This is a genomic window from Nonomuraea cavernae, from assembly GCF_014646355.1.
GTDB classification, from domain to species: Bacteria; Actinomycetota; Actinomycetes; order Streptosporangiales; family Streptosporangiaceae; genus Nonomuraea; species Nonomuraea cavernae.
Genome location: NZ_BMNH01000017.1, coordinates 19416 through 32526, shown reverse-complemented (window position 1 = coordinate 32526; position 13111 = coordinate 19416). Strand labels below are relative to the sequence as shown.

Below are 13111 nucleotides of genomic sequence, written 5' to 3'. Positions count from 1 at the left end.
CGTCGTCGTCGGTGTCGGAGTCGGTGATCGACAAGATCACGGGCGCCGGCGTGGTGCAGTTCTCGCCCGCCAACACCTCCGACAAGTTCACCACGATCGAGGACAAGGGCCTCTACTTCCGCACCTCGCCGCCGGACAAGCTGCAGGGCCGGGTGCTCGGTGACCTCGTCGTGGCCGACGGCAACGACACGGTCGGCATCATGGCGATGCAGGACTCCTACGGCACCGGCCTGGCCGACCAGGTCTCCGAGACCGTCACCGCCGGAGGCGGCCAGGTCGTCGAGCGCATCGACTACGACCCCAAGGCCGCCGACTTCTCGGCCGACATCACGAAGCTCAAGGCGAAGAATCCGAAGGGCATCGTGCTGATCGGCTTCGAGGAGACCGCCAAGGTCGTCCAGGAGCTGGTCAAGCAGGGTCTGTCGGCCGACAAGCACAAGTGGTACATGGTCGACGGCAACACCTCCAACACCAACTACGTCAAGATGCCCAAGGGCACCCTGAAGGGCGTCAAGGGCACCATCCCCGGCGCCGCCGCCACGGGAGAGTTCGAGGCCAAGCTCAAGGCCGTCAACCCCAAGCTCGAGGACCTGAGCTACGCGCCCGAGTCCTACGACGCGGCCAACCTGATCGCGCTGGCCGCCGAGGCCGCCAAGAGCGACGCGGGCACCGACATCGCCGCGAAGCTGGCCGAGGTCAGCAAGGGCGGCGAGAAGTGCAACGACTTCAAGTCCTGCGTCGAGCTGATCAAGGCGGGCAAGGACATCGACTACGACGGCGTGAGCGGTCCGGTCGAGTTCAACGAGGCCGGTGACCCGGCCGTCGCCACGATCGGCATCTACGAGTACGGCGACGACAACAAGTACCCGACCAAGGCGCTCGAGTACCGCACCGGCAACATCGCCGGCTAGGAAGTTCTCGGCAGAAAGGGCCCGGTCCTCGGACCGGGCCCTTTCGCTATGCGCAGCCCGCCTTGATCTGGTCGGCCGCGGCCCTGTAGTCCTTCAGGAGCGCCACCTGACGCGCGCGTGGCACGTCGGCCCTGGCCAGGCCCGCCGTCGCCTCCTGGACGGTCTGTACGGCCGTGCCGAGGGCGTCAGGCAGGGCGGGGCCGTACTGGAGGGTGATGCCGCGGGCCTCGGCCAGCCGGCCGAGCACGGCGTTCTCGAAGTTCTGGTCGTCCTCCTCGCCGCGCGGGCGCAGCAGGAGGTCGGCGTAGCCGATGGCGGAGACGACCCGCGCGCAGGGATCGTCGGCAGGGTCGCCGCCGGTGCTGTACTGGCCGGTGCGGGCCGGGGACTGCTGGCAGCCGGCCAGCAGGGAGAGCAGGATCGCCAAAGCTGCTAAACGTCTCACGGCGCCCATTAAAACGGCGAAGGAGCCCCGTGAGGAGCCCCTTCGCCGGTGGGATGAGGTTCAGGCCTTGGCCAGGGTGCCGAGGTAGAGCTCGATCACCTTGGGGTCGTTGGCCAGCTGGCGGCCGGTGCCGGTGTAGGCGTTGCGGCCCTGGTCGAGGACGTAGCCGCGGTGGCAGATCTGCAGGCATCGCCTGGCGTTCTGCTCCACCATGATGACGGTCACGCCGGCCTTGTTGATCTGCTGGGCCTGGATGAACACCAGGTCCTGCAGCTTGGGTGACAGGCCGGCCGAGGGCTCGTCGAGCAGCAGCACGGACGGCTCGGTCATGAGCGCCCTGGCCATCGCCACCATCTGCCGCTCGCCGCCCGACAGGGAGCCGGCGCGTTGCTTGCGCCGTTCCTTGAGGGCGGGGAACAGCTCGGCGACGAACTCGAAGCGTTCCTTGAACTTGCCCGGCACCTGGAAGGCGCCCATCTCGAGGTTCTCCTCGATGGTGAGGCTCGGGAAGACGTTGTTGGTCTGCGGGACGTAGCCGACGCCCCGGGAGACCAGGGAGTGCGCCTTCATGTTCGTGATGTCCTCACCCTTGAGCACGACCGTGCCGCTGCGGATGTTGACCAGCCCGAACATCGCCTTGAGCAGCGTCGACTTGCCGGCGCCGTTGGGGCCGATGATGCCGATGAGCTCGCCTTCGCCGACGTACAGGTCGGAGCCGTTGAGGATGTTGACGCCCGGCAGGTAGCCGGCGATCAGCTCGTCGCAGCGCAGGACGGCGCTCTCGGCGCCGGCCAGGTGCGCGCTGCGGTCGGTGACGGCCGACTTCGACGCGGACGCGGATTCGGGGTCGGCGTTCACTTCTGCGTCTCCTCCTCGATCTCGGCTTCGAGCGCGGCCTCGGCCTCGTGGAGCTGCTCCTCGAGCTCGCTCTCCGACAGGGGGGCGTCGTGGTGGGCGCCGAGGTAGGCGTCGATGACGCGCTCGTCGGACATGATCGTCTCGGGGGGTCCCTCGGCGATCACGTGGCCCTGGGCCATGACGATCACCCAGTCGCTGATGTCGCGCACCATGTCCATGTCGTGCTCGACGAACAGTACGGTCATGCCCTGCTCGCGCAGGTCCTTGACGTGGCCGAGCAGCGACTGGGTCAGCGCCGGGTTGACGCCGGCCATCGGCTCGTCGAGCATGACCAGCTCGGGCTCGACCATGAGCGCGCGGGCCATTTCCAGCAGCTTGCGCTGGCCGCCGGAGAGCGAGCCGGCGAAGTCGCCGCGCTTGGCGTCGAGCTTGAACCTGGTCAGCAGTTCGTCGGCCCGCTCGGTGATCGCGTCCTCCTGGCCCTTCCAGAAGGCGGGCAGGAGGGCGCGCCAGAAGCTCTCGCCCTTCTGGCCCTGCGCGCCCAGGCGCATGTTCTCCAGCACGGTGAGCTTGGACAGCGCCTTGGTGAGCTGGAAGGTGCGGACCATGCCGGCGCGCGCCACCTTGTGGGCGGGCACGCCGTTCATGCTGCGGCCGTTGAACGTCCACTGGCCGGAGTCGGCCGTGTCGAAGCCGGTGAGCTGGTTGAAGAACGTGGTCTTGCCGGCGCCGTTGGGGCCGATCAGGGCGGTGATGGAGCCGCGCTGGACCTCGACGTGCTCGACCTCGACCGCGGTGAGGCCGCCGAAGCGGCGCACCACGTTGTCGACGACCAGGATCGGGTCGGGCTTGGGCACGCCGGGGTCGCGGGCGAGATCCTTGAAGGCGGCCAGCGCCGCGGCCTTGCGTTCGGTGGCGGTTGTCTCAGCGTGCATCGATTGCCATCTCCCTCTTGTCCCCGAAGACGCCCTGTGGCCGGTAGACGAGCAAGAGGATCAGCCCCAGTCCGACCAGCAGGTAGCGGAACGGGCCGACCTGCGTGGAGTCCATGAAGGTGATCAGCCCGGACTCGACCGCGCCGCTGAGCACGCCGTTGACCAGTACGAGCAGCACCCAGAAGATCATCGAGCCGACGACGGGGCCGAACACGCGGGCGGCGCCGCCGAGGATGACGATCGTGTAGGCGAAGAAGGTGGTCTCGGTGCCGAAGATGTCGGGCTGCACCGAGGCGTAGGCCAGCCCGTAGATGAAGCCGCCGAGGCAGCCGATGACGCCGCCGAGGATCAGCGACTGCATCTTGTACGAGAAGACGTTCTTGCCGAGGGCGCGCACGGCGTCCTCGTCCTCGCGGATCGCCTTGAGCACGCGGCCCCAGGGGCTCTTCATGAGCAGGAAGACGATGAGGCAGGACAGGGCCACCAGCGCCCAGCCGACGACCAGCACCCAGAGCACCCGCTCGTTGAAGCTGAGCCAGCCGAAGCCGTACGTCCCGGGAGAGAAGGGGTTCATGGCGTAGAAGCCGTCGGAGAAGCCTCGCCGGCCGTCGGAGCCGCCGAAGACGTCCTTGAACGCCACCGAGCGGAAGACGAGCCTGACGATCTCGGCCGCCGCGATGGTGACGATGGCCAGGTAGTCGGCCCGCAGGCGCAGCGTGGGGATGCCCAGGAGGAGGGCCAGCAGGACGGCCGAGAGCAGGCCGACCCCGATGCCCACCCAGAAGGGGAGTCCGAGCACGGTGACGGTGACGGCCAGGCCGTAGCCGGCGACGGCCAGGAAGGCCGACTGGCCGAAGTTGAGCAGGCCGGTGTAGCCGAAGTGGATGTTGATGCCGATGGCGGCGAGTGCGTACCAGACCGTCTCGACGCCGATGGCCGCCTTGACGGTGGTGGAGATGATCGTGATCCAGTCCATGGTTCCCCCCGTCAGCCGATCCGCTCGCGGCGGCCCAGGATGCCCTGCGGCCGGAAGAGGAGCACGATGATGAGTACGGCCAGCGCGCCCACGCTCTTGAGCTCTGGCGGCACCCACAGTGTCGACAGCTGGATGAACAGGCCGACGATGAGCGAGCCGACGAGCGCGCCGAACGCGGTGCCGAGCCCGCCGAGCGTGACGCCGGCGAAGATGAGCAGCAGGATGTCCTGGCCCATGGTGAACTTCAGGTTCTGCGACAGGCCCAGCATGATGCCGGCCAGCGCGGCGATGGCGCCGCCCATGGTCCAGATGATGCGGATGACCCGGTCGACGTTGATGCCGGAGGAGGAGGCGAGGGCCGGGTTGTCGGCCACGGCGCGGGCCGCCTTGCCGGTGCGGGTGCGCATCAGAGCGAGGCCGACGATGACGAGGACCGCCAGCTCGATGCCCATGGCGACGAAGTTCTTCGGCGCGGCGGAGATGGGCCCGATCTGGATGCCCGGCTGGGCGGTGTACTGCAGGTAGGACTGGCTCTCACCGCCGAAGAGGATGAGGAAGAGGTATCTCAGGAAGATCGCCACACCGATCGAGACGATCATCATGGCGATGATGCCGGTGCCCCGCCTGCGCAGCTGGCCCCAGAAGAACCTGTCCTGCGCGTAGCCGAGCCCGCCGGCCAGGATCACCGCGATCAGGGCCGCGGGGATGAGGTGCAGGCCGATGCCCGAGTTGAAGGCGTAGGCGAGCAGGGCGCCCAGGGTGACCAGCTCGCCGTGGGCGAAGTTGGTCAGGCCGGTGGTGCCGTAGATGAGCGAGAGGCCGAGCGCGGCGAGCGCGATGATGAGGCCGAGGTTGAGGCCCTCGAAGGTGAGCTGGGCCGCCTGGTCCCAGAAGGTGCTCTGCCCGGTGGTGTCGTTCTCGCCTCCGGGGCCGGCGCCGCCCTTGGCCTGCAGAGCGAACAGCACCGCGGCGGGGTTGCCCTCGAAGACCGTCGGGTTGCGGACGTTGTTGCCACCCCGGACCTCGGTGTCCTGGGGAAGAGTGCTGACATCCAGTGTGACCTTGTATTTCCCCGGCTTGTCGACGGGGACCTGCCACGTGCCCTGGGCGTTACTGGTGACCTCCGCGACGGGTTGTCCGCTCTCTGTGGTCACGACGATTTTCACGCCGTTCACTGGCTGGCCTTGGTACGTGAGTGTCCCTCTCAGGCTCTGTTCCGGTGCCGCCGCGTAGGCGGGCGCGGAGAGAAGCAGGAGAACGAGTCCACTCAGGAAGGCCGTGAACGCGATCACGGCTCTGCGCAATGGTGCTCCCTCAGTAGGTCAACGGGGGGTTGCCCCTCCAGCTTGAACACGCGGGCATCGCAGGCACATCTGGATGCTGGCGGGAGCCTATTCCGCGAACGCCCGGTTCAGTATCGTTCGTCACCAATTAGTGACATGCGTGTGTCACTGATGTGAGGTGGCAAGGCGCAGGTCAGGGGCTAAATAACCGGATACGCCTGGTGTGAGATCGGGCGAACGTGAACGAATGCCGATCGGAACGCGAAAGAGCCCGAGGGGTGGCCTTTGGGACCATGCAAGGCTTCCCCGGCCTCACACGTTATCTACTCGGCCCCCCCGCGGGCTCTGCTCGGACAACCGTAGCGAGCCGTGGGGTGCCTGTGCAAAGGGCGCACGGAAGTCGCGTGGCGTTCAGCGATCACGCAGCATGCAGGTCAGCCGGGACGTGCAGACGCGTCGTCCCTGCTCGTCGAGGATCTCGATCTCGTAGCTGGCCAGCGTGCGGCCGCCGTGCAGCCGGGTGGCCACGCCGGTCACGTGCCCCGAGGTCGCCGAGCGGTGGTGGGTCGCGTTGATCTCGATGCCCACGGCGACGCGCTCGGGCCCCGCGTGGACCGCGGCCCCCACCGAGCCGAGCGTCTCGGCCAGGGCCACCGAGGCGCCGCCGTGCAGCAGGCCGTACGGCTGGGTGTTGCCCTCGACCGGCATCCGCCCCACCACCCGCTCGGCGCTGATCTCAAGGAACTCCACGCCGATCCGCTCGGCGAGGGTGCCCGCGTGCACGGCGGCGTACGCGGTGAGTTCTGTGGGATCGGTCTGTGTCAAGGGGATGCCTCCAGACGTTCGAGCTCGGGTTTTCTGTCGTAGTCGCAGACTAGGCTGCTGGTGTGCCGAAGAGTGAAGTGACCCCCAGCCGCCCGTGCCTGCTGCTGCTCGACGGGCATTCCCTGGCCTACCGCGCGTTCTACGCGCTCAAGGACGCCAACCTGATGACCACCGACGGTCAGCACACCGAGGCGGTCTACGGGTTCACCTCGATGCTGACCAACATCCTGCGCGACGAGCGGCCCTCGCACGTGGCGGTCGCCTTCGACCGCTCGGAGCCGACGTTCCGGCACGAGGAGTACGCCGACTACAAGGCCAACCGCAGCGAGACGCCCGAGGACTTCCGCGGCCAGATGCAGCTGATCTACGAGCTGCTCGGCACGCTGCGCATCCCGCACCTGTCCAAGCCGGGCTTCGAGGCCGACGACCTGATCGCCACGCTGGCCACGCGCGCCTCCGCCGAGGGCATGGACGTGCTGATCGTCACCGGCGACCGCGACGCGCTGCAACTGGTCGACGAGCACGTCACGGTGCTGATGACGCGCCGCGGCATCAGCGACATGACGCGCTTCACCCCCGAGGCGGTCCAGGAGAAGTACGGCCTGACCCCCCAGCAGTATCCCGACTTCGCCGCGCTGCGCGGCGACCCCAGCGACAACCTGCTGAGCATCCCCGGCGTGGGCGAGAAGACCGCCGCCAAGTGGGTGCGCGAGTTCGGCTCGCTGACCGCGCTGGTCGACCGGGTCGACGAGGTCAAGGGCAAGGTCGGCGACAAGCTGCGCGACCACGTCGCCCAGGTGCTGATGAACCGCCGGCTCACCGAGCTGCTCCGCGACGTCGCGCTCGACGTCGATCTGGCCGACCTCAAGCAGGGCGGCTGGGAGCGCGAGGAGATCAACAAGCTCTTCGACACCCTGCAGATCCGTGGCGAGCTGCGCGAGCGGGTGTTCAAGACGCTCGGCACCGGCGAGCAGGAGCCCGAGCTGGGCTTCGAGGTCGAGACCGTCATCCTCGGGCCCGACCGCGTGGCCGGCTGGCTGGACGCGCTGCCGGCCGGCCGCGCGGGCCTCGCCTTCAAGGGCGCCTACGGCAGCGGCACCGGCCGCATCGACGCCATCGCCATCGCCTCGCCCGACGGCACCGCGGCCCACATCGATCCCGCCAAGCTCACCGAGGCCGACGAGGCGGCGCTGCGCGCCTGGCTCGCCGACGACTCCAGGCTCAAGGCCGTGCACGACGCCAAGGGGCCGATCCTCGCCCTGTGGGCGCAGGGCATGACCCTGCGCGGGTTGTCCTGCGACACCGCGCTGGCCGCCTACCTGGCGATGCCGGGCCAGCGCACGTTCACGCTCGAAGACCTGGCCAGGCGCTATCTCAACCGCGACCTGCGCGCCGAGCAGGAGTCCGACGGGCAGGCCGCGCTGTTCGGCGACGACGACGACGCCCCGGCCAAGGACCTCGCGCTGCGTGCCCACGCCGTGCTGGAGCTGGCCGAGGCGCTGGAGGGCTTCCTGGCCGGCCGCGGCGGCACCCAGTTGCTCACCGACGTGGAGCTGCCGCTGCTGAGCGTGCTGGCCGAGATGGAGCGGGCCGGCATCGCCGTCGACGGCGAATACTTCGCCGCGCTGGAGGCCGAGTTCGGCGCCGCGGTCAAGCACGCGGTGGAGGAGGCGCACCGGGCGGTCGGCGAGCAGTTCAACCTCGGCTCGCCCAAGCAACTGCAGGAGATCCTGTTCGGCAGGCTGGCGCTGCCGAAGACCAAGAAGATCAAGACCGGCTACAGCACCGACGCCGACCAGCTGGCCTGGCTGGCCACGCAGACCGACCACGAGCTCCCGGTGATCATGCTGCGGCACCGCGACCAGACCCGGCTGCGCACCACGGTCGAGGGTCTGATCAAGGAGATCGCCGACGACGGGCGCGTGCACACGACCTTCAACCAGATCATCGCCGCGACGGGCCGGCTGTCGTCGGAGAAGCCCAACCTGCAGAACATCCCGATCCGCACCGCCGAGGGCCGCCGCATCCGGCAGGGCTTCGTGGTCGGCGAGGGCTACGAGACGCTCCTCACCGCCGACTACAGCCAGATCGAGCTGCGCATCATGGCCCACCTGTCGGGCGACGAGTCGCTGATCGAGGCGTTCGAGTCGGGCCACGACTTCCACCGGGCGACCGCGGCCAGGGTGTTCAACCTGCCGCCCGAGCAGATCGACGGCGAGCTGCGCGCCCGCATCAAGGCGATGAACTACGGTCTGGCCTACGGCCTGTCCGACTTCGGGCTGTCCGGCCAGCTCAACATCCCGGTGGCCGAGGCGCGGGCGCTGAAGGAGGAGTACTTCCAGGAGTTCGGCGGGGTCCGCGACTTCCTGCACGACATCGTCCGGCAGGCGCGCACCGACGGCTACACCGAGACCATCATGGGCCGCCGCCGCTACCTGCCCGACCTGACCAGCGACAACCGGCAGCGGCGCGAGATGGCCGAGCGGATGGCGCTCAACGCCCCCATCCAGGGGTCGGCGGCCGACATCATCAAGGTCGCCATGCTCCACGTCCGGCAGGCCATCGGCGAGGCGGGGCTCTCCTCCCGGATACTGCTGCAGGTCCACGACGAGCTGGTGTTCGAGGTGGCGCCGGGCGAGCTCGACCCGCTCACGCGGCTCGTGTGCGACCAGATGAACGCCGCCTACCACCTGCGGGTGCCGCTGGAGGTCTCGGTCGGCGTCGGCCGCACGTGGGAGGACGCCGGCCACTGAGGCCGTTCCGGCCGGGCGCGGAGATCGCCGCCGCGCCCGGCTGATCGGGTCTGGACTAGGCTGTAAGGCCGATTCCACCCGAACGGTACGGGAGTTCTGTGCGGTTATCAGCGTCCCCCACGCGCATCATCGGCATGGCCAACATCGTGGTGGTGATTCTCGCGATCATCGGGCTGATGGTGATCCCCTCCTCCGGGCAGGCGCCCACCCGAGGGCACACCGCGGCCACGGCGCAGCCGCAGCCGTCGGCGTCGCAGCCGTCGCAACCGCCCATCGACGACCGGCCGCCGGGCGTGGTGGCCACCCCCGAGTTCGCCCGCCAGGTCAAGGCCAACGAGGCCGGCCTGGTGCCGGTCCTGATGTACCACCGGATCCTGAAGAAGCGCCACGCCTCCATCGACCGCACGCCCGAGCAGTTCAAGCGGGAGCTCGAACGGCTCGCCAAGCGCGGCTACGCGCCGATCACCGCCGGCGAGTTCGCCACCGGCGACATCCGGGTCCCGGCCGGCAAGTTCCCCGTCGTGCTGACCTTCGACGACGGGCACGAGAGCCACTTCGGGCTCGACGCGAGCGGCAATCCCCGTCCTGACACGGCGGTCGGCATGATCCTCGATGTGGCCAGGAGATACCCGTCGTTCCGGCCCGTCGCCACGTTCTGGGTCAACCGCGAGCCGTTCGGGCTGCGCGACGCGGGGCAGCAGGCCGCGGCCGTGCGCTGGCTGACCGACCACGGCTTCGAGGTGGCCAACCACACCTGGTCGCACGCCAACCTGGCCGCCGTGCCGAAGAAGAAGGTCCGCGAGCAGATCGCCCGGCTCGAACGTCTGCTGCACAGGCTTGGGGGCAGGCCGTCCACGACCATGGCCCTGCCGTACGGGATCCTGCCGAGGCCCAAGAAGCTGGCCCGCGCCGGCCGCTGGGACGGCACGGCCTACGACTTCGACGGGGTCTTCCTGGCCGGAGCCGAGCCGTCGGTTTCGCCATACGCGAAAAATTTCGACCGCGGGGCGATCCAGCGGATCCAGAGCAACGGCAAGAAGGGCGAATGCCGCATCTGGTGTTCGCAGTACTGGCTGGAGTGGCTCGACCGCCATCCCGGTAGGCGCTACGTGTCCGACGGTGACCCGGATCGGATCTCCGTGCCACGGCGACTTCGCGGTAATATCGCCCCCAAGCGGCATGGTCAGGTCATCGCCTACTGAATTGGTGCGCATGTGTGGCCTGGATTGACCCCGCGCCCTAGGTCTCATATGCTGATCGCTGCGCTGTGGGCTCGCGCGCGCCTCAGACGGAGCGGGCTCGCGCTCGGTCACGTCGATGTCGTAACTCCTCGGCTTGATGCGGAAGAGGGCCTGCCGCGCGTCCGCCACATCGACATCCTGTCCGCGTTCGGAGCAATTCCACACATGACGTCCAGCACTGAGGCAACCTCGAGCACCCCGCAGGTAGCGGTCAACGACATCGGGTCCGAGGAAGCCTTCCTCGCAGCGATCGACGAGACCATCAAGTACTTCAACGACGGCGACATCGTCGAGGGCACCGTCGTCAAGGTCGATCGAGACGAGGTTCTTCTCGATATCGGCTACAAGACCGAGGGAGTCATTCCCTCGCGTGAGCTGTCGATCAAGCACGATGTCGATCCCGCTGACGTCGTGGAGGTCGGCGAGCACGTCGAAGCCCTGGTTCTCCAGAAGGAGGACAAGGAGGGCCGGCTGATCCTGTCCAAGAAGCGCGCCCAGTACGAGCGCGCCTGGGGCACGATCGAGAAGATCAAGGACGAGGACGGCATCGTCACCGGCACCGTCATCGAGGTCGTCAAGGGTGGTCTCATCCTCGACATCGGCCTCCGTGGCTTCCTCCCGGCGTCCCTGGTCGAGATGCGCCGCGTCCGCGACCTGCAGCCCTACGTCGGCCGCGAGCTCGAGGCGAAGATCATCGAGCTCGACAAGAACCGCAACAACGTGGTCCTGTCGCGCCGCGCCTGGCTTGAGCAGACGCAGTCCGAGGTTCGCCAGACGTTCCTCAACACCCTGCAGAAGGGTCAGGTCCGCAAGGGCGTCGTCTCCTCGATCGTCAACTTCGGCGCGTTCGTGGACCTCGGCGGCGTCGACGGCCTGGTCCACGTGTCCGAGCTGTCCTGGAAGCACATCGACCACCCGTCCGAGGTCGTCGAGGTCGGCCAGGAGGTCACGGTCGAGGTCCTCGACGTCGACATGGAGCGCGAGCGCGTCTCCCTGTCGCTCAAGGCCACCCAGGAAGACCCGTGGCAGCAGTTCGCCCGCACCCACCAGATCGGCCAGGTCGTGCCCGGCCGCGTCACCAAGCTGGTGCCGTTCGGTGCGTTCGTCCGGGTCGAGGAGGGCATCGAGGGTCTGGTCCACATCTCCGAGCTGGCCGAGCGCCACGTGGAGATCCCGGAGCAGGTCGTCCAGGTCGGCGACGAGATCTTCGTCAAGATCATCGACATCGACCTCGACCGCCGTCGCATCAGCCTCTCGCTGAAGCAGGCCAACGAGGGTGTCGGCACCGAGGTCGAGTTCGACCCCACGCTCTACGGCATGGCGGCGACCTACGACGACCAGGGCAACTACATCTACCCGGAGGGCTTCGACCCGGAGACCGGGGAGTGGCTCGAGGGCTTCGACAAGCAGCGTGAGGAGTGGGAGCGGCAGTACGCCGAGGCCCAGACTCGCTTCGAGGCGCACAAGAAGCAGATCGAGGAGGCCCGCAAGGCCGAGGCGGAGGCCGGCGAGGCCGCTCCCTCGACCTACTCCGGCGAGACGCAGCCGCAGTCGAGCGGCGGCTCCTCCTCCTCGTCGTCGGCTCCGGCCAGCGGCGCTCTCGCCTCCGACGAGGCTCTCGCGGCTCTGCGCGAGAAGCTCGCCGGCGGTCAGAGCTAAGGGAACAAGAAAACAGTCCGGAGAAGCCCCGCACGGTTCGTGCGGGGCTTCTCCGCGTTCCGCCGCCGGGGCCGGCAGATGGCCCGTTGGCGGTGGTCGTCCGGGCTGGCGTAGGGTGCTGCGGGTGGACATCGAGCGGGCGCTGACCGCCGACGCGGGCGAGATCCTCACCGTCCAGCGGGCGGCCTACGTGAGCGAGGCGCAGCTCTACGGCGATCCGTTCATCCCGCCGCTGGTGGAGTCCGTCGAGCAGGTCCGCAAGGCCGTCGAGGGCGGGATCGTGCTCAAGGCGGTCGACGCCGGCCGGATCATCGGCGCCGTGCGCGGCCGGCCGTCCGGCACGACCTGCCTGGTGGGCCGGCTGGTCGTCGCGCCCGACCGGCAGGGCCACGGGCTCGGCACGGCGCTGCTCGGCGCGCTGCACGAGCAGATGCCGGCGGCGACCACGTTCGACCTGTTCACCGGACACCTGTCCGCAGGCAACCTGCGGCTCTACCGGCGCCTCGGCTACCGTGAGACCCATCGCGAACGCATGGACGAGCACCTGACGCTCGTCCACCTGCGCAGAGAGCAGATCCCCGCACTGCCGCCCCACGCCCCGCGCGGCTAGGCTGGCCGCGTGCTGATGATTGGTCTCACCGGCGGCATCGGGTCGGGCAAGAGCGAGGTCTCCACGCGGCTCGCGTCCAAGGGCGCCGTCGTGATCGACGCCGACAGGATCGCCCGCGAGGTGGTCGAGCCCGGCACCCCCGGGCTGGCGAGGGTGGTGGCCGCCTTCGGCACCGAGGTGCTGCGTCCCGACGGCTCGCTCAACCGGGAGAAGCTCGGCGGCATCGTCTTCGCCGACCCCGACAAGCTCGCCTCGCTCAACGCCATCGTCCATCCGCTGGTGGGGGAGCGGGTCGCCGAGCTGCAGGCACAGGCCGCCGCCGACGCGATCGTGGTCTACGACGTGCCGCTGCTGGCAGAGAACGGACTGGCCCCCATGTACGACGTGGTCGTGGTCGTCGACTCCTCCGACGAGACGCGCCTGGCCCGGCTGGCCGAGCACCGCGGCATGGCCGAGCACGACGCCAAGGCCCGCATCGCCGCCCAGGCCGGCCGCGAGGACCGCCTCAAGATCGCCGACATCGTCATCGACAACGACGGCTCGCTGGACGACCTCGACGCCAGGGTCGACGAGGTCTGGGATGACCTGCGAAGCCGCGCCGCCCGAGGCTGACCC

Annotated in this window: 11 protein-coding genes and 1 pseudogene; 6 read left to right on the top strand and 6 right to left on the bottom strand. The window is 68.8% G+C overall.

Annotated elements, in window-relative coordinates:
* Nucleotides 1–911, top strand: a pseudogene (locus IEY82_RS24660) (ABC transporter substrate-binding protein); the annotation flags it as partial.
* Nucleotides 912–957: 46 nt separating this feature from the next.
* On the opposite strand, the gene IEY82_RS24655 reads toward IEY82_RS24660, so the two are convergent.
* The 6 genes from IEY82_RS24655 to IEY82_RS24630 form a co-directional block, all read right to left on the bottom strand.
* Nucleotides 958–1356: a hypothetical protein gene (locus IEY82_RS24655; protein ID WP_189126581.1), complete on the bottom strand. Its 399-nt coding sequence runs from the start codon at nucleotides 1354–1356 to the stop codon at nucleotides 958–960.
* 60 nt (nucleotides 1357–1416) lie between these two features.
* Nucleotides 1417–2214: an ABC transporter ATP-binding protein gene (locus tag IEY82_RS24650; protein ID WP_189126580.1), complete on the bottom strand. Its 798-nt coding sequence runs from the start codon at nucleotides 2212–2214 to the stop codon at nucleotides 1417–1419.
* Entirely contained in the window at nucleotides 2211–3149 is a 939-nt protein-coding gene (locus IEY82_RS24645) for an ABC transporter ATP-binding protein (protein WP_189126579.1), read from the bottom strand. The genes IEY82_RS24650 and IEY82_RS24645 overlap by 4 nt, the downstream gene beginning before the upstream one ends.
* On the bottom strand, nucleotides 3139–4125 hold the full coding sequence (locus IEY82_RS24640) for a branched-chain amino acid ABC transporter permease (protein WP_189126578.1): 987 nt from the start codon (nucleotides 4123–4125) through the stop codon (nucleotides 3139–3141). Before IEY82_RS24640 ends, IEY82_RS24645 begins: the two co-directional genes overlap by 11 nt.
* An 11-nt stretch (nucleotides 4126–4136) precedes the next feature.
* Nucleotides 4137–5279 (bottom strand): branched-chain amino acid ABC transporter permease, encoded by a 1143-nt coding sequence (locus IEY82_RS24635; protein ID WP_225263723.1) that lies wholly within the window; start codon nucleotides 5277–5279, stop codon nucleotides 4137–4139.
* Nucleotides 5280–5819: 540 nt separating this feature from the next.
* Entirely contained in the window at nucleotides 5820–6233 is a 414-nt protein-coding gene (locus tag IEY82_RS24630) for a PaaI family thioesterase (RefSeq protein ID WP_189126576.1), read from the bottom strand.
* A gap of 62 nt (nucleotides 6234–6295) precedes the next feature.
* On the opposite strand from IEY82_RS24630, the gene polA reads away from it, so the two are divergent.
* From polA to coaE, 5 genes are all read left to right on the top strand, one after another.
* Nucleotides 6296–8986 (top strand): DNA polymerase I, encoded by a 2691-nt coding sequence (polA, locus tag IEY82_RS24625; protein WP_189126575.1) that lies wholly within the window; start codon nucleotides 6296–6298, stop codon nucleotides 8984–8986.
* Between the two features lie 134 nt (nucleotides 8987–9120).
* A complete protein-coding gene (locus tag IEY82_RS24620; protein WP_189126574.1) occupies nucleotides 9121–10188 on the top strand; it encodes a polysaccharide deacetylase family protein in 1068 nt (355 codons plus the stop codon).
* Nucleotides 10189–10392: 204 nt separating this feature from the next.
* The gene (gene rpsA / locus IEY82_RS24615; RefSeq protein WP_189126573.1) at nucleotides 10393–11886 is read left to right on the top strand and encodes a 30S ribosomal protein S1; all 1494 of its coding nucleotides are present in this window, start codon (nucleotides 10393–10395) and stop codon (nucleotides 11884–11886) included.
* Between the two features lie 118 nt (nucleotides 11887–12004).
* Complete coding sequence (locus IEY82_RS24610) at nucleotides 12005–12496, top strand: GNAT family N-acetyltransferase (protein ID WP_189126692.1); 492 nt, start codon at nucleotides 12005–12007, stop codon at nucleotides 12494–12496.
* A 9-nt stretch (nucleotides 12497–12505) separates the two neighbouring features.
* On the top strand, nucleotides 12506–13108 hold the full coding sequence (coaE, locus tag IEY82_RS24605) for a dephospho-CoA kinase (RefSeq protein WP_189126572.1): 603 nt from the start codon (nucleotides 12506–12508) through the stop codon (nucleotides 13106–13108).
* Nucleotides 13109–13111 lie beyond the last annotated feature (3 nt).